Source organism: Flavobacterium pectinovorum (genome assembly GCF_006438875.1).
Taxonomy (GTDB): domain Bacteria; phylum Bacteroidota; class Bacteroidia; order Flavobacteriales; family Flavobacteriaceae; genus Flavobacterium; species Flavobacterium pectinovorum_A.
This window is the reverse complement of sequence record NZ_RCZH01000004.1, coordinates 155664-175677: the sequence shown is the minus strand read 5'-3', so window position 1 is coordinate 175677 and position 20014 is coordinate 155664. Positions and strand designations below refer to the sequence as shown.

Sequence of the window (20014 nt, the reverse complement as noted above, 5' to 3'; positions counted from 1 at the left end):
AACTCAGAAATCTAAAATTTAATAGTAGGGCGTGCCACCATCCTGATAAGAGGGCAAAGTTACTGTGTGCGTATACGCCCTCTTATCAGGATGCTGTCGGGCTATCCATACTGCTTCGGCAGTTTATTCCTATCCCTCACGCGAGCCCAATGTCATTAAGTTAAGCTTTTTCAAACTATAATTTTCTTGCAAAGTATAGTTTTGAATTGCCTCCAGCTTTAGCTGGAGTTTATATAAATCAATCTGAGGGCTTTAGTCAAAAATGTGTGATTTGGCTAAAGCCTTTTGTTATGCGTATCAATACCTCCAGCTGAAGCTGGAGGCTAGTCAAAAAGGTTAACTTAATGACATTGCAAGCGAACCCGCGACATGAGAAACCCGACAAAAAATCTGTTGAGTTTACATTAGTTAAGTGCTAAATACAAAGCAGCCGCCAAACCAGACCCAATTATCGGACCAATTATCGGAATCCAGGCATATCCCCAATTGCTGTTTCCTTTTATAGGTAAAATTGCATGCATAATTCTTGGTCCTAAATCTCTTGCCGGATTTATGGCATAACCCGTCGTTCCTCCCAAAGACATACCAATTACCCATACCAATATTGCTACCGGAAGTGCTCCAATGGTTCCTAAACCAATCACTGCGTTAGAATCGGCTGCAATTTTTAAACTTGGTCCCGCAATATAAAAGATGGAAAAAATCAAGACAAAAGTCGCAATGATCTCACTAATTAAGTTTGATAAATTATTTTTTATGGCAGGTGATGTAGAGAAACAAGCAAGTTTTGTGCCTTCATCTTCCGTTGCTGCAAAATGATCTTTGTGAGACAGCCATACTAAAAAAGCACCTAACATTGCTCCAATCATTTGAGCCAGAACATAGGCAGGAACTAAATTCCAACTAAATTTTCCAATAAGAGCCAAACCAAGCGTAACAATAGGATTTAGGTGTGCACCGCTAATTGGTCCGGCAACAGTTACGCCCACAAAAACGGCAAATCCCCAAGCTGCGGTGATAACCATCCAACCCGAATTGTTTCCTTTAGTGTCTTTAAGGACAACGTTTGCAACAACGCCATTTCCTAATAAAATCATTAACATTGTGCCTAAAATTTCTGCTGTAAATGGAGTCATATCTTTGATTCTTTTGTTTTATTATTCAATCCAGTCTAAGGTTCGTCCAACCGCTTTGTCCCAGTTTTTTACAAGAGCGTCAACTTTTTCTTTGGGCATTTCAGGAGAAAACACTTTATCTATTGCTCCTTGTTTTTTTAATTCGTCGATGTTTTTCCAATATCCAACAGCAAGTCCGGCTAAATACGCGGCTCCTAAAGCTGTAGTTTCTAAAGTTTTAGGACGTGTGACATTTGTTCCAAGAATATCAGATTGAAATTGCAGTAATAAATTATTATTTGCCGCGCCTCCGTCAACTCTTAATTCGATTCCTTTGCCTCCAAAATCAGCTTCCATAGCTTTTACCAAATCATTTACCTGGTACGCAATTCCTTCTAATGTTGCTCTTGCAATATGTGCATTTGTTGTACCTCTGGTTATTCCAATTATTGCACCTCTTGCATATTGATCCCAATGTGGAGCTCCCAAACCGGTTAGGGCAGGAACAAAATAAACGCCTCCGTTGTCGGGTACGCTTGAGGCAAGAGCCTCAATTTCTTCAGATGAGTTAATCATTTTGGCTCCGTCTCGTAACCATTGTACGGCAGCGCCACCAACAAAAACACTGCCTTCTAAAGCATAAGTTGTTTTTCCGTTTATTTTCCAGGCAATAGTAGTTAATAAGTTGTTTGTAGAGAGAATAGGTTTTTCGCCTGTATTCATTAGCATAAAACAACCGGTTCCATACGTGTTTTTTACCATTCCCGAAGAAGTACATAATTGTCCAAAAAGCGCAGCTTGCTGATCTCCCGCAACTCCCGCAATAGGAATTTTTGTTGAAAATAGAGTAGTAGCCGTTTCTCCGTAAATTTCGCTGCTTTCTTTTACTTCAGGCAACATGGCTCTCGGAATATCAAACAATTCTAATAATTCATTATCCCATTCTAAAGTATGAATGTTGAACAATAAAGTTCTGCTGGCATTAGAAACATCCGTCATAAATAATTTACTGCGGGTTAATTTCCAAATTAGCCAGGTGTCAACAGTTCCAAAACAAAGTTTTCCCTGTTCTGCTTTTTCACGTGCTCCGGAAACATTATCCAAAATCCATTTTACTTTTGTTCCCGAGAAATAAGCATCCAGAATTAAGCCCGTTTTGTTCTGAATCATTTCGGCATGTCCTTTTGCTTTTAATTCATCACAATATTTTGCAGTTCTTCGATCCTGCCAGACAATTGCATTATAGATAGGTTCACTGGTTTCCCTGTCCCAAACAATAGTCGTCTCGCGTTGATTGGTTATTCCAATTGCGGCAACTTCTCTCCCTGAGATTCCAACTTTTGCAATTACTTCGGCAGCGACACTTATCTGAGAGGACCAGATTTCGTTCGGATCATGTTCAACCCATCCCGGTTTTGGAAAAATTTGTTTGAATGGTTTTTGAGAAAGACTAACGATTTCTCCTTTATGATTGAACACAATGGCTCTCGAAGAAGTCGTTCCCTGATCCAATGCTAATATTAATTTATCTTGCATAACTGTATTGTAATAAGTTAATAAAGTTTATCTAAATTCTGATAAAAGAAACCCTTTTGAAATTTCTTTGAAACTTGTAATTTCTCTTTCGATCCAGGTTTCATTGTGTCCAATTTCCTTAGCAAGTATTCTCGCTACTTTTTCAGAAGACTCAATTGCGGCTCTGGCATCCAAGAATAATAAACGAACGCGTCTTGCCAAAATATCATCAACGGTTCTTGCCATTTCATATCGAATAGCCCAAACTACTTCGGCCATTGTAAATTCGTGATCAGGATGCAGTTTTTCTTTTAATTCAGGTTCGTCTTGTTGCAATTTGATTATTTCAGGAATATCCGAACCATAAATATATAGGTGATTTTCTCTGTCTAAAGTAGTAGTCAATTGATTTCCATGAATTGGAAGATGCTCCGTATTACACGCTTTTTTAGGTAGTTTACCAGTTTTGATTGCTTTGTCTATAATATCTTCAGAAATTTTTCGGTACGTTGTCCATTTTCCTCCGGTAATAGTAATTAAGCCGGTTTCTGAAACAATAATTTTATGACTTCTCGAAACTTCTTTGGTACTTTTTCCTTCTTCTTCCGGAGCAGCCAAAGGTCGCAAGCCCGCAAAAACAGATAAAACATCGGCTCTTGTTGGTTTTTTAGCCAAGAAACGTTGAGCAGTTTCCAAAACAAATTGAATCTCACTTTCGAGAGCGATAGGCTCCAAACTGTGTTTTCTGATTAAAGTATCAGTCGTTCCCACGACAATACGATTGTGCCACGGAACAGCAAATAAAACTCTTCCGTCACTTGTTTTAGGAATCATAAGGGCGTGCTCACCCGGTAAAAAGGATTTATCAAAGACAAGATGAATTCCCTGACTCGGCACAATATATTTTTTGTAAACGGTATCGTTTAGTTTCATTATGGCATTTGTAAAAACTCCCGTTGCGTTAATTATCGCTGAACCTTTTATTTCATATTTATCGCCAGTTTCATGATCGATTGCTTCTACGCCAATGACTTGGTTTTTGTCGTCTTTTAATAAGTGTACAACTTTTGAATAATTTAGAACGCAAGCTCCTTTTTCTACCGCTGTCTGAGCAAGATTAATAGCCAAACGCGAATCATCAAATTGTCCATCATGATATATAACGCCATTTACCAAACCCTTTTTTTCGACTGCAGGAAGCATTTCGATTGTTTTTTTCTTCGAAATATATTTTGAACTGCCTAAACTCAAACGCCCCGACAATAAATCATAAATCTTCAATCCGATGGTATAAAACCAACCGCCCCACCAATTGTAATTCGGAATTACAAAAGATTGATTTTTAACTAAATGACCTGCATTTTTCGCCAATAATCCTCTTTCTTTTAAAGCTTCCTTGACCAAGTGAATATCGCCTTGCTCTAAATAGCGAACGCCGCCGTGAACCAATTTGGTACTTCTGCTGGAAGTTCCCTTAGCAAAATCTACCGCTTCAAGTAAAATTGTTTTATAACCCCTGCTTGCAGCATCAAGAGCAGTTCCCAGACCGCTTGCTCCACCACCAATTATAATTACATCCCACTTTTCGGTATTTTTTAATTTCGACAATTGCTCTGAGCGTTTCATATGGCGGCGATTTGTTTATTTTTTGTAAGATAAGATCTCGTATTGTAAACTTAATGAAACTTAATGAAAGTAAAATGAAGAAATGCTCTTAATGAGAATATTTGTCTTAATGAGCTCATGAATCTAAGTTTTGGAAAAAAAGAAACCCGACAGATTTTTATTATGTCGGGTTTGATTTTATTTATCAAAGTGAAATTTATACTAATTTCTTTTCAAATGCTTTTCGTGCTGCACCTCTAAAAAACACTTCACCGCAATAGGTATAATTTAATCTGTCTAAAATTTTCAACATAGGAATATTGTCGAAGTTGGTGTCAACTTTTATGCTGTAGACATTTTGTTTGATGCATAAATCTTCTATGTTTTCGAAAAGCTTTGTGGCAATGCCTTTGCCTTTTGTTGTTTTTGAAACTGCTACACGATGAACAACGGCATAGTCACCATCAGTAATCCATTTGCCTTGTATTTCTTCGTAAGCCGGTTCTTTGTCGAAGATTATGGCTGCGTAACACAAAACCAATTCGTTTTCTGTCAGTACATATCCATAACCATTTTTTATATCGTTGCTAACCGTAAGTTCATTAGGATAGCCATCTTGCCATTGCTTACTTCCGTCTTGTCGTCTTTGTTCAATAGCATCTTGTAGGATATTCCAAATAAGAGGTGTTTCAGAAAGATCCGCTTTTCTTAAAATTAATTGTGTTGTTGTGTTGCTCATTCTTGTGATATTAAACTATAAACGGGATATTAATGAGGCAATTTATCTTTAATAAGACCATAAAACCACGTTCCGGCAATAGCGCTTACAAGCGTTACCACAATTACTGTAACTCCAGTTCCAATTTGAGCAAAAAGAGGTCCGGGACAAGCTCCGGTTATTGCCCAGCCAAAACCAAACAGTAGTCCGCCATAAATTTGACCTTTGCTGAAAACTTTGGGTTGAATTTCTATTTTTTCGCCCTGAATGGTTTTTATATTGAATTTTTTAATGATCTGAACAGAAATAATTCCAACCACAACAGCACTTCCAATTACGCCATACATAAAGAAAGATTGCAATTGAAACATTTCCTGAATACGAAACCAACTAATGATTTCGGCTTTAACGAATACGATTCCAAAGAAGATTCCAACGATTAGATATTTCAGGTTTGAGAATCCCGAATCTTTCAATTGGCTTCCGTTGATTCCTTCTGTATCTGTATTTTTATTTTCTAAATTATTCATTTTTGAAATTTTAAAGTGAAAGAATGTCTTAAAGAGCAAGAATATAGGGCAGAATCAAATTTGCCATAATAAAACCACCAATCATAAAACAGATGGTTGCTACCAAAGACGGCCATTGTAAATTTGAAATTCCCATAATTGCATGTCCGCTTGTACATCCGCCTGCATAACGAGTTCCAAAACCAACTAAAAATCCACCAACAACAATCATGATAAATCCACGAAGCGTGAATAAACTTTCCCAGGAAAATAATTCTTTTGGCAGTAATCCCGAATGATCGGTGATTCCGTAAGTCGCTAATTGTTCAGAAAGTTTAGCATTAATTTCAACCGGATTTGGATTCGCTAAAAAGTAAGCCGCGATAACTCCGCCAAGAAAAATTCCGAAAACGAAAAATAAATTCCAGCTTTCTTTTTTCCAATCATATTTAAAGAAAGAAATATTTGCCGGAATACACATCGCACAAATATGACGCAATGACGAACTAATCCCAAAGGACTTATTTCCGATAATCAACAAAATAGGAACGGTTAATCCAATTAACGGACCTGCAACATACCAAGGACAAGGTTCTCTCAAAATTTCTAGTAGATTCATAATGTACTTTAAAAATTAGATTTTTATTTTTTTACCATTAAGAGATTAAGAAAAGTTAAGATTTAGATGCTTAACAAACTGGATGTCTTAAATGTTTTTTCACCATTAAAAATTAAGAAAATTAAGTTTTAGTTGCTTCACAAACTTAATGATAAAACTTATTCTCAATGTTACACTTTTCTAACTTTACTTTCAAAAGTCTGTAACTTAATAAGCTTAATATCTTAATGGTAAAAACTTAGCTCAATGTTACGCTTTTTTAAACTTTACTTTCAAAAGTCAGCAACTTAATAACCTTAATATCTTAATGGTAAAAACTTATGCTCATTGTTATGCTTTTTAAACTTTTCAAAAAGCCAGCAACTTAATAACCTTAATATCTTAATGGTAAAAATAAATATTTATGCTTTCAAAACCTTACTCTGACAAACAAAATCAGATTTTGGAATATTAGTTTTTGCAATAGCTCCAAAACCACCTTCGATTTCGGTAAAGTTTCTAAAACCACGAGCTTGCAAGATCGAAGCTGCGATCATACTGCGATATCCGGCAGCACAATGCAAATAAAAGTGCTCGTTCGGATTAATATCTTTTACCCAGTCATTGATAAAAGCCAACGGTTTATTGTAAGCTTCATCAATATGTTCTGCGCTGTATTCGGTTTCTTTACGAATATCGATTACTTTATTCTCTTGAGGTTTAAATTCTGATGCGAATTGATCTGCCGAGATTCGGTTAACCGTATCAACTTCAAAACCTGCCTTTTCCCAAGCTTCAAAGCCACCGTCTAAATGTCCGATGATCGAATCGAAACCTACGCGACTCAAACGAGTTACAGTTTCTTCTTCAAGGCCAGTTTCTGTTACTAATATAATAGGTTGTTTTACATCGGCAATTAAAGTTCCAACCCACGGTGCAAAATCTCCATTGATTCCTATATTAATTGATTGCGGAATAAATCCTTTATAGAAATCAACATTTCTTCGAGTGTCTAAAATCAAAGCTCCGGTTTCTTCGGCAACAGCCTCAAAATCTTTTGCGTCAATTGCTTTCATTCCGTTATGCAAAACAGATTCGAAACTTTCGTAACCGCCTTTATTCATGGCAACATTCATGCTAAAATAAGCTGGCGGAGGTAATAAACCATCCGTAACTTCAGTGATAAATTCAGCTTCGGTCATATCGGCGCGCAAAGCATAATTAGTTGCTTTTTGATTTCCGATAGTCGAAACCGTTTCCTTGCTCATGTTTTTTCCGCAAGCGCTTCCCGCACCGTGTGCCGGATAAACGATTACATCATCGGCCAAAGTCATGATTTTATCTCTTAAAGAATGAAATAAAATTCCCGCCAATTGATCTTGTGTCATTCCAGCAGCTTTTTGAGCCAAATCAGGACGACCAACATCGCCAATAAACAACGTATCTCCGGAGAAAATAGCGTGATCTTTTCCGTTCTCGTCAATCAATAAATAAGTGGTGCTTTCCATGGTGTGTCCCGGAGTATGCAACGCTTTTATAGTAATATCTCCAACTTTGAATTCTTGTCCGTCTTTGGCAGAAATACAGTCAAATTCGCAAGCTGCATTAGGTCCGTAAACAATTGGTGCCTGAGTTTCTTTGCTCAAATCGATATGACCGGAAACAAAATCAGCGTGAAAATGCGTTTCAAAAATGTATTTTAATTTAACCGAATCACGTTCTAAACGATCTAAATAAGGCTGAATTTCTCTAAGCGGATCAATAATGGCCGCTTCGCCATTTGAAGTAATATAATAAGCACCTTGTGCAAGACATCCGGTGTAAATTTGTTCTATTTTCATGATATGTATTCTAAAAATAAGGGAATACAAAGGTAATCTAGTTTTTGTTTAAAATAGGTGACTAATGTTACACAAATTCATTTTTAAAATAAAAAAAGAGGAGTTTTACCATATAAGTTATATAAGTTCATTTTAGCATACCGCAAATTATGGACTGTCTTAAATTTATTTATATTTTTTATATGATAAGCAAAAAAACTGCGTAATAAAAAATTAAGGTTTTGTTTATTGTGTTCAAAACTAAAATGAACTTATATAGCTTACTTAAAATAAAAAAAGAATTTCACCATATAAGTTATATAAGTAAATTTAAGATAGACTGTACCTATGCGCAAAACTAAAATGAGCCTATATAACTTACTTAAATTAAAAAAAGAATTTCACCATATAAGTTATATAAGTAAATTTAAGGTAGACTGTACCTATGCGCAAAGCTAAAATGAACTTATATAACTTATATGGTAAAAAGAAAAATCTGCGTAATTTTACAACTCCACAAAAATCATTGATATGAATACAGAAGATTTATTGAATCAAATTGCTTTTATAAAAGAAATTGATAAAGTAAAATATATCCAGCGAAAAACAAAGTTATTTAATAGCGACCGAAATGAAAACGATGCTGAACATAGCTGGCATTTGGCTTTAATGGCAATTGTTTTGGCAGAACATTCAAACGAGCCAATTGATGTTTTGAAAGTGGTAAAAATGGTTTTGATACATGATATCGTCGAAATCGACGCTGGAGATATCTTTTTGTATGATGTGCAAATAAATCACGATAATACGGAACAAGAAAGATTGGCGGCAAATCGTATTTTTGGATTATTGCCGAAGAAACAAGCAGATGAAATGATTGCAATCTGGGAAGAATTTGAAACGGGAGAAACTAACGAAGCCAAGTTTGCAAAATCGATGGACAGATTAGAACCTTTATTGCAAAATACATCGAATAATGGCGGAACCTGGAAAGAATTTGGCGTGCCTTATAAAAAAGTCTACGAAAAAAAGAGCGTCATAAAAGAAGGTTCTGCAACTTTATGGAATTACGCAGAAGGTTTAATAAATGAAAGTGTAGAAAAAGGCATTTTAAAGAAGGAATAATTAGTTTTACCATATAAGTGATATAAGTTCATTTAAGCTTTGCACAAAATTGCATTCTACTTATATTTACTTATATCACTTATATGGTGAAAAGAATTTTAAATGTTTTTACAACACTAAAAAGTTTAACAAATGTTGAGCGATAAACTTTTTTTTCAGGCAGGAATTTCGGGTTTTAATGGGTAAATTTGTGGGACTTCATAAATAAAATACCGCTATGGAAGAAATGCTTTTTTATGACCGAATGCAATTCGCCTTCACAATTACCTTTCACTATCTTTTTCCGCAACTTACAATGGGTCTTTCGCTGATCATTGTTTACTTCAAGTGGAAATATCTAAGAACTAAAGAAGAACATTACAATCATGCCACACATTTCTGGATGAAAATCTTCGCCCTGAATTTTGCAATGGGTGTTGTAACTGGAATCCCAATGGAATTTCAATTTGGAACCAACTGGGCTAAATTCTCTGAATTAACTGGCGGAATCATCGGTCAGACTTTGGCAATGGAAGGAATGTTCTCGTTCTTTTTGGAATCTTCATTTCTGGGAATCTTTTTATTTGGAGAAAAAATACTTGGGCATAAATGGCATTTTGTCACCGGACTATTAATTTGCATTGGTTCCTGGGCAAGCGGATTTCTAATTATTGCCACACATTCGTGGATGCAAAATCCTGTAGGTTATGAGATCTTGGAAAACGGAAAATTTGTCCTTAATAATTTTCAGGCTTTATTCCTGAATCCATGGTTGTGGCCTTCGTATTTACACAATCAGGCGGCTTCTCTGGTTACAAGTTCATTTGTTGTGGCTGGAATTGGAGCTTTTTATATTTTGAGTCAGAAGAATGTTTCTTTTGGACGATTATTTCTTAAAACAGGCGTGATCTTCGGATTGATTTCGAGTATAATTGTAGCGGTTCCAACAGGAGATTTATTGGCCAAAAATGTAGTGAAATACCAACCGGTAACTTTTGCCGGAATGGAAGGAATTTTTCATACGGAGAAAAAAGGTTCAGAAATTGTCCTGATTGGTCAACCCGACGTAAAAGATAAAAAACTGGACAATAAAATTGCGGTTCCAAATATTCTGAGTTTCCTGACGTACGGAAATTGGAATCAGGAAATTAAAGGTTTAGACCAGTTTGAAGAAGATTTGCATCCAACTAATATCTCCGGATTGTATTATGCATATCATATTATGGTAGGACTTGGTACACTTTTTATTGGATTGATGGTTTTGGCACTTTTTCAATTAATACGAGGGAAATTATTCGAAACCAAATGGATTTTATGGTCGCTTATGTTTATGATGCCATTTCCGTATATCGCCAATACAACAGGTTGGTACACGGCAGAATTGGGAAGACAACCCTGGCTGGTTTATAATTTATTGCGAACTGCGGCAGGAGCTTCGCCAACGGTTTCGTCCGGAAATACTCTGTTTACTTTACTAGGTTTTATAGGATTGTATCTTTTACTTGGAATGTTGTTTTTGCTTTTGATTGGAAAAATCATCAATAAAGGACCTCATAATGTCGAACTTTCAACAGAAAAAATATAAATATGGAATTTTTTTGGTACGTTGTTTTAATGGGAATTCTGGCCGTTTATATTGTATTGGACGGTTATGATTTTGGGGCGGGAATTATTCATTTATTTTTTGCTAAAAACGAGAAAGATAAAAAAGCAATTACAAGCGCTATTGGTCCGTTTTGGGATGCCAACGAAGTTTGGATTATCGCTGCGGGAGGAGTTTTGTTTTTTGCTTTCCCAACTTTATATGCATCATCTTTCAGCGGATTTTATTTGCCTCTGATTATGATCTTGTGGCTTTTGATTTTCCGTGCAATTGGTTTAGAAATGCGCGGTCAGGTTCATCATCCAATGTGGGAAGCCATTTGGGATAAAGCATTTGGAATCGCGAGTTTGCTTTTGGCATTATTCTTCGGGATTGCTTTGGGAAATATCGTTCGCGGTGTCAATCTCGGAATGGTAACAAATGGTGTTTCGACGCAAGAAGCTCATTTTTTCTTTTTGCCTTTGTGGAATCCAACTTTTAGCCCGCAAGCAAATGAATTAGGAATTATAGATTGGTTTACGCTTTTCCTGGGAATTGTAAGTGTTGTCGCTTTGACGATTCACGGCGCAAACTGGATTATTTTTAAGACCAATTCATCTTTGAATGCACAACTTAAAAATGTGGTTTTCAAACTGAATATTGTTCTTTTGATATTAGTCATTATTTCGTTGCAAATTTGGCATTTTATCGAACCTCAGCCGTTTCATAACTTTATAGAAAATCCAATTCTTTGGTTTTTTCCTTTAATGACTTTTGTTGGGATTGTAGGTTTGTTCAAAGTTCGCTCGTATAAAAAAGATGGTCACGGATTTATATTTTCGACCTTATTTCTTGTTGGCGGATTTGCTTCGACAGCGGTTTCGATTTTCCCGAATGTTTTGCCTTCGACCAATAATGTAAATCCATCATTAACAATTTATAATACCGCAGCCGGAGAATACGGATTAAACGCCGGAATGAGTTGGTTTTTTATCGCTTTGTTTTTGGTGATTGTTTATTTTATTATTCAATATCGCGTTTTTAGCGGGAAGATGGATGATGTTGGGTATGGAGAGCATTGATGATTTTCGATAAATAACTTATTATAACTAGAGCACTAAAAATATTCATTTAATGAAAAATATAACTGCATTTTTTATTCTATTCTTTTTTTACTCTTGTAATAAGAAAGCAGAAGTTTTTATTCCAAATTTTACCGATTTTATATTTGTAGATCTTAATTTACAAGAGAATACATCTATTAAATTTACTGGAAAAGACACATTGTATATCCAAAAAAGAATGCCGGATTTGCCTCTGGAGAATTATATTTTAATTTTAAATGAGCAAGACAGAGATTCTTTAATTTCGAGAATAAATAAACTTAATTTAGAAGAGAAACAATCAATTTATGCTCAAACTGAAAGTGATAGTTCTCAAGTTTTTATTTTAAATAAACATGAAAAAACTAAGTCTGTTTCTATTATAGGAAAAAGTGGTCCAACAGAAGTAAATAGTTTTGGAGATTGGATAAGCAAATTCGAAGCTAAACAGAAACGTATTAAAACTAAAGAGAATATTCACTTTTGGAACTTGAAAAATACTGTCCCTCCACCTTGGCCTCCAAGTAAAATAAAACATATTACATTTAAAAAATCTTAAATTTTGTAATCTTAATAAAAGAAGAAAATTATTTTAATTAATTATGATAGATATATTGAAACGAAAAACAAAATTAAAGACATTGAATTGTTTGAAATAAAAGTTCGATACTAACTCACTTTAATAATGTTTCAATAGAAGCATATTTGTCTTTTGATATATTTATCAATGTTTCTACTTCATTATTCTCTGATTTTGTAAACAGACCAATTATATCGAAGTTAAAAATTTCAACTGCTTTAGTACTTCTTATTAAATCATGGAATTCTTTATTTGGTATTTCGGATAAGAGTTTACTGATCAATTCATCATTGATATTGTTTTTTATATATAATTGAATTTCTTCTGAATATTTATAGAAGTATTCAATTTTTTCATGAGTTAACTCTTGTGTAAGCATTGAATTAGCTAATATCTGGATGTCTTTTAATTGACGTAGTAAATTTTTTTCCATTTTTAAATGTACTAATTTTTAAAAAACGAAAATATATTTTTAATAATTAATAGAGTTTGTTAAGCATCTTTGGTAAAGATCAAAAATTGACTAAGATTCTAGTTTAATATTAAACACTGCGGTTGCTTCGTTCCAATCGCAATGACGTAGCGTATGTCCTTGCGAGGAACGAAGCAATCTCATGTAGAATATCCGTTTAGTTTATTGAAACACGTAAACGGTATCTTACAAAAGTAAATATGTATTTTATCAAATTAATAATTCGTTTAAGAATTTTAAATATCTTTGAACTATGAGCACAGCAACAAAACCAAAACATATCGGTAGAAATATTAGCCGAATCAGAGAACTTAGAGGAATGAAACAAGAAGCGCTTGCTCAGGCAATTGGTTCAAACCAGCAAGCTATTTCCGGAATTGAAGGAAGCGAGGAAATTGATACTAAAAAACTTGAACAAATTGCAAAAGCTCTTGGAGTTACGGTTGAAGCAATTGAAAATTTTTCGGAAGAATCAGTTTTTAATTTTTTTAATAATTTTTACGATAATAGTTCAAGTCAGGGAAATAGTTTCAATCAAGGTATGTTTGCTACTTTCAATCCTTTAGATAAAGTGGTTGAACTTTACGAACGTTTGGTTCTGGCTGAAAAGGAATTAGTTCTGGCTGAAAAATCAAAAGTTGAATATCTTGAAAAACTTTTGAATAAATAAAATCTAAAAGACTTAAGTTCATGTGAATTTGCGTTAGGGATAGGAGCGATATCCTTTTTTGTGGCTTTTTCTGCCACAAAAAAGATATAGCGGATAGCCCGACCGAAGGGAACGCCCAAAATACCCAAAACACCAATATTAATAATACTTCATAAGTAAGCAATCTTTTTAATTTAAAAACTTCATGGAAGACCTGACTTTATTTATTGAAAATATTAACCAGAAAGTCGTTTTATTACCAGAAGAGTTGGAGGTTTTATTGTCTGAATTTAAAATCCGAAAAGTAAAGAAAAGACAGTTTATTGTTCAGCCTGAGTTTGTAAACAAGCACAGAACTTATGTGCTTCAGGGCGCTTTTCGTGCTTATGTTGTTGACGAAAAAGGAAGCGAACATACCATTCAGTTCGCCATCGAAGACTGGTGGATTGCAGATTATAATAGTTATGTTTATCAAACTCCGGCGACTATGTTTATAGTGGCATTGGAAGATAGTGTAATTCTACAAATAGGTTATGAAGCGGAGCAAAAACTTAAATCTTCGGCTTATAATTTTGAAAAGTTATTTCGTTTAATGGCGGAGAAATCGGCTGCATTTTATTCGCGCCGTATTATTGCAATGCTTACGCAAAATGCAGAAGAACGTTATAATGATTTTCTGGAAAAATTTCCAAAAGTGGCGCAACGATTGCCACAATATGCCCTTGCATCGTACCTTAATATGACTACAGAGTTTTTATCGAAAATTCGTAATGAAAAAGTGAAGAAGAAAAGTTGAAGTAGTTCAACCTTTTTTCCTAAGATAGTTCAACTTTTCAGCCTGCCTTAATACCCAACTTTGCTTTATCAATTAACAGAATTTAATTAATAAAAAAAGATGGAAAATTTAGGAAAATTAAAAGGAAAAGTAGCCTTAATAACTGGCGCATCAAAAGGAATTGGTGCAGGAATTGCCAAAGCATATGCAAATCAGGGCGCAACGGTGATAATTAATTACGCAAACAGTAAAGACGACGCTGACAAAGTTGTTGCAGAAATTACGAGTAATGGCGGAAAAGCGATTGCAATACAAGGTAATGTTGAAAAATCGGCAGATGTAAAACGTATTTTCGAAGAGATTGCTAAAATATTTGGTAAACTTGATATATTGGTTAACAACGCGGGTGTTTATAGCTTTGCGGGCATTGACGATATTACGGAAGAATCTTTTCATCATATGTTTAATATTAATGTATTAGGGAGCATTCTCACAATTCAGCAAGCTGTGAAACTATTTGGAGACAAAGGTGGCGCAATCATTAATACGGGTTCGATTGTATCAACACTTGATATGCCAACTTCATTGGTTTACACGCAAACCAAATATGCAATTGATGCAATGACACGTATTCTTGCCAAAGAACTTGGGTCTAAGCAAATCCGCGTGAACTCTATTAATCCCGGCCTAATAGAAACCGAAGGATCTCATAGTTCTGGTGTTATGAACGGAGATGTAGAGAAATGGCATATTTCAGAAACGCCGCTTGGTCGTGTTGGTAAACCTGAAGATATTGCAAAAGTGGCTGTTTTTCTGGCTTCTGATGATTCTTATTGGATTACTGGTGAAACTATAGCGGTTTCTGGCGGACAACGCTAATTAGATTTTTATTAGAATAGAAAAAGTTATTAAATTCAATGATGGGATTATTTCTGTCATTGAATTTTTTAGTTTTCATCTTTGTCAAAGTTCAAAACCAAGAGCGTAAGGAATTTTGTCGAAAGCCTAAGCTCAAAGTTAATATAAGCATTTTTGTCATTTCGACCGAAGGGAGAAATCACATAAAGTAGCTCGGCAACAGTGCGTTATCCCCGTGTGAGATTTCTCCCTTCGGTCGAAATGACAAGATTGTGGTTATTTTGTGTGATTTTTTTTAAATCTTTGTCAAATTAAAGTTCCTTACGCTTTTGGTTCAAAACTTTAACAAAGATTACTTAACAAGTAAAACTAAAATTAAACTTCTATAAAATTAAAATCTGCCGAATCTGCTGAATCTGCGAGAGAAAAACTCTAAAACAAAACCTCCTTAGTAATAATATAAAATCCCATTACCAAAACAAACCATCCAAATATTGGTTTCAGTTTAGTTCCGTCGATTTTTTTAGAAAGCTGACTTCCTAATAACATTCCTAAAAGTGCCATTGCAGAAACTCCTAATAAAAAGGTATAATTGATAGGAGTTCCGATATATAAATCACCTCCAAAACCTATCGAAGAATTGATTGAGATAATCAATAATGAAGTTCCAACGGCTTGTTTCATAGGTAAATTGGCGAAAAAGAGCAAAGCAGGAATAATTAAAAATCCTCCGCCAGCACCCAAAAATCCTGTTATGATTCCAACTATGAAACCTATTATGCTTAATTGTGTATAATTGGTTTCGGCACCTTTTATTTCGGGTTTGTTTTTCTTTATCATCGAAATCGCCGCCGTAATCATCAATATCGAAAAGATAATCATAATCAGAAAATCTTTGGAAACCGAATAAGAAGCAACGGAAAATAGTGTCGATGCAATTTGTGGAAAAATAACTTCGCGAATAATCAAAATCGAAATCACCGAAGGAATCGCAAAATACAATGCCGATTTCAGTTTTAGATTTCCCATTTTATAATGGCTGTAACTCCCAAACATGGCAGTCAATCCAACAATAAATAAGGAATATGAAGTGGCTTGCTCCGGATTTACTTTAAACAAATACACTAAAATAGGAATGGTCAATATCGATCCGCCACCGCCAATTAAGCCTAAAGAAATCCCGATAATGATCGAAGCAAAATAACCTAAATATTCCATTGCATTTGTTTTCTGCAAAGGTGGTTTGTAAAAAGAAATTCCACAGTAACATTTATCACATAAGGAGTTTTAAACATTAATTTTTTTACCATTAAGATATTAAGAAAATTAAGTTTTAGCTTCTTTGTATCTTAATATATAATAAGGGAAATTAAGCAGTAAACCTCATATGTCACTATGAAAATTATTTTACCATTAAGTGATTAAGAAAGTTAAGTTTTAGCTTCTTTGTATCTTAATAAGTAATAAGAGAAATTAAGCAGTTAGCCTTAATTTTTCTTAATCTCTTAATGGTTCAAATAAAAAATAAATGTTTTAATTTTTTACTCCAATTTAAAGATCAAATCATATTAAGCAGCAAACCTTAATTTTTCTTAATCTCTTAATGGTTCAGATAAAAAATTAAATGTTTATTTTTTCATTTCAAAAGTTCGATTTGATTGCGGTTTAGTTTGACCAAACCTCTTTGTTCCATTTTTTTGAGTAATCTCGAAACAACTTCTCTTGAAGTATTTAATTCGGAAGCAATTTCCTGATGTGATAAATTTACTTCAGAGCAACCGCAGGCATCGGAATGTCTTTTGAGATAAAATTCCAAACGTTCATCCATAGAACGGAAAGCGATATTGTCAACAACTTCCAGAACTTCTTCAAAACGATTTCTATAGGTTTCGATTACAAATTCGTACCAGGATCTGTGTTCCATCATCCATTTGTCCATCATTTGCAACGGAATCATCATTACCGAAACGTCTTCGACAACTTTTGCCATAATTTGGCTTTTCTCACTTTTGGTAGCGCAAATCATCGAAATGGCACACGCTTGTCCGGGTTGTAGATAATACATTAGAAATTCGCCGCCGTCTTCGCCTTCACGATAGATTTTGATTTTTCCTTTGGTGATCAAAACGGTGTTTTTGATATATTGTCCGGTTCGCATTAAAATGGTTCCGGCTTCATAATCTTGCAGACTTCCGTTTTCTTCGATTGTCGAAATAAGTTCGGGAGAAAAATTAGGGAATATATTTTTAAGGGAATTTTGCATGGGTTTATTTTTGTTGGCTAATTGCCCACGGATTTTACAGATTGAACGGGTTTTTCACGGATTAAAATAATCATTAAAATCATTTTAATCTGTGGCTAATATTTTTTTGCCACGAATTTCACAAATTTTCACTAATTAAACTGTGTTTATTTTGTTGCGAATTTTCTAAAATATAAAAATCCTTAAAATCATTTTAATCTGTGGCAGAAAAAAAACAATTCGTGTTAATTTGTGAAATTCGTGGCGAACTTTTTTTATCAAATTAAGATTAAAGCGCACAATTTTATACAAAGATAGCAGATTGAAATGGGATAAATTGTCAGAAAACTATATTTAAGACATAAAAGTACAAATGAAAAAATCCTATTTTCGATCGAGTTTATAGACTATATTTTTAAAAATAGTAAGTAAATTTGTCTTTCACTGATTATAATCCTTTCTCTAAAACGTTTTCTGAGAATAATAATCGAAATCGCATTTGGCACGTTTTTAATTAATAGAAACGTCGTAATTTTACAAAAACACATTTATTATGAATTTATCACAAGAAGATTGGGTTAATCAGCTTGCTGCTGACGAGAATGCAGTTATACTTGACGTAAGAACTGAAGACGAATTTAATGACGGCTATATCGAAAATGCTGTAAATATCGACATTAATAAAGGACAAGGTTTTATTTATGAAATCGAAGAATTAGATAAAAATAAAAACTATTATGTGTATTGCCGTTCTGGTGCCAGAAGCGCTAAAGCATGTCAGGTTATGAATGAGTTAGGTATAAATAATGCCTACAATTTGCTTGGTGGAATTCTGGATTGGGAAGGGGAAACCGTGAATCCATAAAAGATAAAAAAAGAGGCGCAAAAAGCCTCTTTTTTTGTTTAAAATGCTATTAATAACCAAACTATAAATTACCAAATTATGAGTTTAATACCCGAAGAATTTCAGATTAAAACCCTAATAAATCAAGATACTTATCTTGTAAACGGAGAATTAAAACAATGGACAGGGCAAACCACACCTGTTTTTTCTACTATTTCATCTACAGAAAAATATACACCAACTTTACTGGGATCGATTCCGTTTATGGCAGAGAAAGAAGCTGCCGAAGTGGTTGAAGCTGCAAATGCGGCTTATAATAAAGGACAAGGTTTATGGCCAACTATGAAAGTGGTTGATCGTATTAAATGCATGGAAAACTTCGTAAGGCAAATGAAAGAAACCCGCGAAGAAGTAGTGAAACTTTTGATGTGGGAAATTGGAAAAAACCTTGGCGATTCGCAAAAAGAATTTGACAGAACGGTTGAATATATTCACGATACGATTGATAGTTATAAAGAACTAAACGGACGCAGCGCACATTTTGAAAAAGTACAAGGTGTGAACGCCATGATTCGTCGTGGACCTCTTGGAGTTGTATTGTGTCTTGGACCTTATAATTATCCTCTTAATGAAACTTTCTCATTGTTGATTCCGGCTTTAATTATGGGAAATACAGTGATTTTTAAACCTGCAAAACATGGTGTTTTATGTATTTCGCCCTTGTTAGAAGCGTTTAGAAGCAGTTTCCCAAAAGGTGTTATCAATATCGTTTACGGTAGAGGTCGCGAAGTAGCTTCTCCTATAATGAAATCTGGGAAAATTGATGTTTTGGCATTGATTGGAAACAGTAAATCTGCGATTGCTTTGCAGGATCAGCATCCAAATAAAAACAGATTGCGTTTGATTTTAGGTTTAGAGGCTAAAAATCCCGCGATTATTTTACCGGATGCCGATTTAGATTTGGCAATTCAGGAATGTATTGCAGGAACTTTGTCATTCAATGGTCAGCGTTGTACGGCTTTAAAAGTATTGTATGTTCATGAATCTATTGCCGAAGAATTCAATAAACGTTTCTCTGAAAAAGTTGATGGTTTAGTATTTGGAAATCCTTGGGAAAAAGGAGCTTCCTTAACGCCGCTTCCTGAAACCGAAAAACCGGCTTATATTCAGGGATTAATTGACGACGCTACACATAAAGGTGCTAAAATATTGAATGAAAAAGGAGGAAAGCATACTGATAATTATATTTTCCCGGCAGTTTTATATCCGGTAGATAAAAATATGCGTGTGTATCATGAAGAACAATTTGGACCTGTAGTGCCAATTATTTCTTTTAAAGATATTAACGAACCTCTTGAAGATATGGCCGAATCAAACTACGGACAACAAGTAAGTTTATTTGGGAAAGATATTAAAACTTTGGCACCGCTTATTGATGCTTTAGTAAACTTAGTTTGTAGAGTAAACCTCAACAGTTCTTGCCAGAGAGGTCCGGATGCATTTCCGTTTACAGGTCGTAAAGATTCAGCAGTAGGAACTTTGAGTATTCCTGATGCTTTGCGCTCATTTTCAATTCGTACGTTCGTGGCTTCAAAAGATATCGCTTATAATAATGAAATTCTGCAAGAGCTATTAAATAGCAAAGAATCGAATTTTATAAATACCGATTATATTTTATAAGTCCGAGGTTATATATTAATTGTAGATACCGTCTTTTTCTTTTAGAATTAGGCGGTTTTTTTGTTTTAAGGCTTTATCGTGAAGCCCAATGTCATTAAGTTAAGCTTTTAAAAAATAAAATTATTGCAGATCAAATCCGTTTTTATCCGCGTTTTTACGAAGTAAATCTGTTTTATCTGTGTCAAAATTAGACGCTGATTTTACTGATTCGCTAAAGCGAAAACGCTGATAAAAACGGATTTTTT

General features: G+C 34.5%; 19 protein-coding genes. 9 read left to right on the top strand and 10 right to left on the bottom strand.

All coding sequences use genetic code 11. The features are described 5' to 3' along the window. Nucleotides 1-404: 404 nt before the first annotated feature. The 7 genes from EAH81_RS07030 to EAH81_RS07000 all read right to left on the bottom strand — a co-directional run bounded on the left by EAH81_RS07030 (nucleotide 405) and on the right by EAH81_RS07000 (nucleotide 7901). Nucleotides 405-1136: an MIP/aquaporin family protein gene (locus tag EAH81_RS07030; protein WP_140505305.1), complete on the bottom strand. Its 732-nt coding sequence runs from the start codon at nucleotides 1134-1136 to the stop codon at nucleotides 405-407. Nucleotides 1137-1157: 21 nt separating this feature from the next. After that, nucleotides 1158-2651 (bottom strand): glycerol kinase GlpK, encoded by a 1494-nt coding sequence (gene glpK / locus EAH81_RS07025; RefSeq protein WP_140505303.1) that lies wholly within the window; start codon nucleotides 2649-2651, stop codon nucleotides 1158-1160. Nucleotides 2652-2678: 27 nt separating this feature from the next. After that, the gene (locus EAH81_RS07020; protein ID WP_140505301.1) at nucleotides 2679-4256 is read right to left on the bottom strand and encodes a glycerol-3-phosphate dehydrogenase/oxidase; all 1578 of its coding nucleotides are present in this window, start codon (nucleotides 4254-4256) and stop codon (nucleotides 2679-2681) included. Between the two features lie 196 nt (nucleotides 4257-4452). Further along, nucleotides 4453-4974, bottom strand: a complete 522-nt coding sequence (locus EAH81_RS07015) for a GNAT family N-acetyltransferase (protein WP_140505299.1) — start codon at nucleotides 4972-4974, stop codon at nucleotides 4453-4455. A gap of 29 nt (nucleotides 4975-5003) precedes the next feature. Next, entirely contained in the window at nucleotides 5004-5483 is a 480-nt protein-coding gene (locus EAH81_RS07010; RefSeq protein ID WP_140505297.1) for a DUF6691 family protein, read from the bottom strand. A gap of 28 nt (nucleotides 5484-5511) precedes the next feature. Continuing rightward, entirely contained in the window at nucleotides 5512-6081 is a 570-nt protein-coding gene (locus EAH81_RS07005; protein WP_140505295.1) for a YeeE/YedE family protein, read from the bottom strand. A 401-nt stretch (nucleotides 6082-6482) separates the two neighbouring features. Then, nucleotides 6483-7901: an MBL fold metallo-hydrolase gene (locus EAH81_RS07000; RefSeq protein WP_140505293.1), complete on the bottom strand. Its 1419-nt coding sequence runs from the start codon at nucleotides 7899-7901 to the stop codon at nucleotides 6483-6485. 510 nt (nucleotides 7902-8411) lie between these two features. Between EAH81_RS07000 and EAH81_RS06995 the strand changes: the two genes are divergently transcribed. From EAH81_RS06995 to EAH81_RS06980, 4 genes are all read left to right on the top strand, one after another. Then, nucleotides 8412-9005, top strand: coding sequence for an HD domain-containing protein (locus EAH81_RS06995; protein ID WP_140505291.1), 594 nt, complete (start codon nucleotides 8412-8414; stop codon nucleotides 9003-9005). Nucleotides 9006-9222: 217 nt separating this feature from the next. Continuing rightward, nucleotides 9223-10569, top strand: coding sequence for a cytochrome ubiquinol oxidase subunit I (locus tag EAH81_RS06990; RefSeq protein WP_140505289.1), 1347 nt, complete (start codon nucleotides 9223-9225; stop codon nucleotides 10567-10569). 2 nt (nucleotides 10570-10571) lie between these two features. After that, nucleotides 10572-11648 (top strand): cytochrome d ubiquinol oxidase subunit II, encoded by a 1077-nt coding sequence (cydB, locus tag EAH81_RS06985; RefSeq protein ID WP_140505286.1) that lies wholly within the window; start codon nucleotides 10572-10574, stop codon nucleotides 11646-11648. Nucleotides 11649-11700: 52 nt separating this feature from the next. After that, the gene (locus tag EAH81_RS06980; protein ID WP_140505284.1) at nucleotides 11701-12228 is read left to right on the top strand and encodes a hypothetical protein; all 528 of its coding nucleotides are present in this window, start codon (nucleotides 11701-11703) and stop codon (nucleotides 12226-12228) included. A 115-nt stretch (nucleotides 12229-12343) separates the two neighbouring features. Here EAH81_RS06980 and EAH81_RS06975 read toward each other — a convergent pair whose 3' ends face one another. Continuing rightward, a complete protein-coding gene (locus tag EAH81_RS06975; protein WP_140505281.1) occupies nucleotides 12344-12682 on the bottom strand; it encodes a hypothetical protein in 339 nt (112 codons plus the stop codon). A gap of 292 nt (nucleotides 12683-12974) precedes the next feature. Between EAH81_RS06975 and EAH81_RS06970 the strand changes: the two genes are divergently transcribed. From EAH81_RS06970 to EAH81_RS06960, 3 genes are all read left to right on the top strand, one after another. Beyond that, nucleotides 12975-13391 carry a helix-turn-helix domain-containing protein gene (locus EAH81_RS06970; RefSeq protein ID WP_140505278.1) on the top strand — a complete coding sequence of 139 codons (417 nt, stop codon included), beginning with the start codon at nucleotides 12975-12977 and terminating at the stop codon, nucleotides 13389-13391. A gap of 184 nt (nucleotides 13392-13575) precedes the next feature. After that, entirely contained in the window at nucleotides 13576-14166 is a 591-nt protein-coding gene (locus EAH81_RS06965) for a Crp/Fnr family transcriptional regulator (protein ID WP_140505275.1), read from the top strand. A gap of 99 nt (nucleotides 14167-14265) precedes the next feature. Continuing rightward, the gene (locus tag EAH81_RS06960; RefSeq protein ID WP_140505273.1) at nucleotides 14266-15024 is read left to right on the top strand and encodes a glucose 1-dehydrogenase; all 759 of its coding nucleotides are present in this window, start codon (nucleotides 14266-14268) and stop codon (nucleotides 15022-15024) included. Between the two features lie 411 nt (nucleotides 15025-15435). Here the strand turns inward: EAH81_RS06960 and EAH81_RS06955 are convergent, their stop codons facing one another. Next, nucleotides 15436-16221 (bottom strand): sulfite exporter TauE/SafE family protein, encoded by a 786-nt coding sequence (locus tag EAH81_RS06955; RefSeq protein ID WP_140505271.1) that lies wholly within the window; start codon nucleotides 16219-16221, stop codon nucleotides 15436-15438. Between the two features lie 418 nt (nucleotides 16222-16639). Continuing rightward, nucleotides 16640-17266, bottom strand: a complete 627-nt coding sequence (locus EAH81_RS06950) for a Crp/Fnr family transcriptional regulator (RefSeq protein WP_140505268.1) — start codon at nucleotides 17264-17266, stop codon at nucleotides 16640-16642. Nucleotides 17267-17798: 532 nt separating this feature from the next. Here EAH81_RS06950 and EAH81_RS06945 point away from each other — a divergent pair. Together EAH81_RS06945 and EAH81_RS06940 are read left to right on the top strand one after the other, a co-directional pair. Next, nucleotides 17799-18110: a rhodanese-like domain-containing protein gene (locus EAH81_RS06945; RefSeq protein WP_140505265.1), complete on the top strand. Its 312-nt coding sequence runs from the start codon at nucleotides 17799-17801 to the stop codon at nucleotides 18108-18110. Nucleotides 18111-18188: 78 nt separating this feature from the next. Beyond that, nucleotides 18189-19769, top strand: a complete 1581-nt coding sequence (locus EAH81_RS06940) for an NADP-dependent glyceraldehyde-3-phosphate dehydrogenase (RefSeq protein WP_140505262.1) — start codon at nucleotides 18189-18191, stop codon at nucleotides 19767-19769. Nucleotides 19770-20014: the final 245 nt, after the last annotated feature.

Excerpts from the sequence above, each read along its gene's own strand:
- EAH81_RS06975 (WP_140505281.1), bottom strand. The coding sequence starts at position 12,682 with ATGGAAAAAAATTTACTACGTCAATTAAAAGACATCCAGATATTAGCT.
- EAH81_RS07015 (WP_140505299.1), bottom strand. The coding sequence starts at position 4,974 with ATGAGCAACACAACAACACAATTAATTTTAAGAAAAGCGGATCTTTCT.
- EAH81_RS06970 (WP_140505278.1), top strand. The coding sequence starts at position 12,975 with ATGAGCACAGCAACAAAACCAAAACATATCGGTAGAAATATTAGCCGA.
- glpK (WP_140505303.1), bottom strand. The coding sequence starts at position 2,651 with ATGCAAGATAAATTAATATTAGCATTGGATCAGGGAACGACTTCTTCG.
- EAH81_RS07000 (WP_140505293.1), bottom strand. The coding sequence starts at position 7,901 with ATGAAAATAGAACAAATTTACACCGGATGTCTTGCACAAGGTGCTTAT.
- EAH81_RS06995 (WP_140505291.1), top strand. The coding sequence starts at position 8,412 with ATGAATACAGAAGATTTATTGAATCAAATTGCTTTTATAAAAGAAATT.
- EAH81_RS06945 (WP_140505265.1), top strand. The coding sequence starts at position 17,799 with ATGAATTTATCACAAGAAGATTGGGTTAATCAGCTTGCTGCTGACGAG.
- EAH81_RS07020 (WP_140505301.1), bottom strand. The coding sequence starts at position 4,256 with ATGAAACGCTCAGAGCAATTGTCGAAATTAAAAAATACCGAAAAGTGG.
- EAH81_RS06965 (WP_140505275.1), top strand. The coding sequence starts at position 13,576 with ATGGAAGACCTGACTTTATTTATTGAAAATATTAACCAGAAAGTCGTT.
- EAH81_RS06980 (WP_140505284.1), top strand. The coding sequence starts at position 11,701 with ATGAAAAATATAACTGCATTTTTTATTCTATTCTTTTTTTACTCTTGT.
- EAH81_RS06940 (WP_140505262.1), top strand. The coding sequence starts at position 18,189 with ATGAGTTTAATACCCGAAGAATTTCAGATTAAAACCCTAATAAATCAA.
- EAH81_RS07010 (WP_140505297.1), bottom strand. The coding sequence starts at position 5,483 with ATGAATAATTTAGAAAATAAAAATACAGATACAGAAGGAATCAACGGA.
- EAH81_RS06960 (WP_140505273.1), top strand. The coding sequence starts at position 14,266 with ATGGAAAATTTAGGAAAATTAAAAGGAAAAGTAGCCTTAATAACTGGC.
- EAH81_RS06955 (WP_140505271.1), bottom strand. The coding sequence starts at position 16,221 with ATGGAATATTTAGGTTATTTTGCTTCGATCATTATCGGGATTTCTTTA.
- EAH81_RS07030 (WP_140505305.1), bottom strand. The coding sequence starts at position 1,136 with ATGACTCCATTTACAGCAGAAATTTTAGGCACAATGTTAATGATTTTA.
- EAH81_RS07005 (WP_140505295.1), bottom strand. The coding sequence starts at position 6,081 with ATGAATCTACTAGAAATTTTGAGAGAACCTTGTCCTTGGTATGTTGCA.
- EAH81_RS06950 (WP_140505268.1), bottom strand. The coding sequence starts at position 17,266 with ATGCAAAATTCCCTTAAAAATATATTCCCTAATTTTTCTCCCGAACTT.
- EAH81_RS06990 (WP_140505289.1), top strand. The coding sequence starts at position 9,223 with ATGGAAGAAATGCTTTTTTATGACCGAATGCAATTCGCCTTCACAATT.
- cydB (WP_140505286.1), top strand. The coding sequence starts at position 10,572 with ATGGAATTTTTTTGGTACGTTGTTTTAATGGGAATTCTGGCCGTTTAT.